This is a genomic window from Bacillus sp. 05T31, assembly GCF_056396725.1.
In genome coordinates this window covers 1-497 of sequence record NZ_JBFTMA010001338.1, presented here as the reverse complement: position 1 = coordinate 497, position 497 = coordinate 1, and the positions used below count along the sequence as shown (strand labels likewise).

1 protein-coding gene is annotated in these 497 nt (G+C 32.4%); it reads left to right on the top strand.

All coding sequences use genetic code 11. The annotated features are described in order from the left end of the window. Positions 1–53: 53 nt before the first annotated feature. Positions 54–368, top strand: coding sequence for an exosporium protein ExsK (gene exsK / locus AC1DJR_RS33205; protein ID WP_000535565.1), 315 nt, complete (start codon positions 54–56; stop codon positions 366–368). Positions 369–497 lie beyond the last annotated feature (129 nt).

Here is a 497-nt window from a genome sequence, read left to right as displayed (position 1 = left end):
CTTTTAAGCCTGTGGACATACTTTACTAATAGAAAGGATTAGGGGGTGAGGTTTTGGGTTCTCGATTTAATAATTGTAAAAAGAAGTGTACATGTAAACAGGATGATTGTTGGGATGCTTTCGAAGAATGTAAAAAAGAACAAGAAGAACAAAATAAAAAATGCGATTGTTGCTGTGTACAAGGAATTAGAGATGAGCTTAAAAAATTAGTAAACAGAGCCGTGCGAATTACTACAGTAGGAAATAATTATGCAGGAACTGTTTCTTCAGTAACTTGCGATGTTGTAAAGCTTGCTAATAGTGCTGGGGTAGTTACGGTAATTATTTCTGTTTGTAAAATTGAAGCGATTGAACTTTTGTTGACATAGGAAAACAGCATAATTATGCCGTTTTTTGTAAAGCCATTCTTATGAATGGCTTTATTTTAATTTCGTATAAAAGGAGAATATATTTTTTATATAGAAATAGGTTTGAGGCTATAAAGAGTGATGTACGAA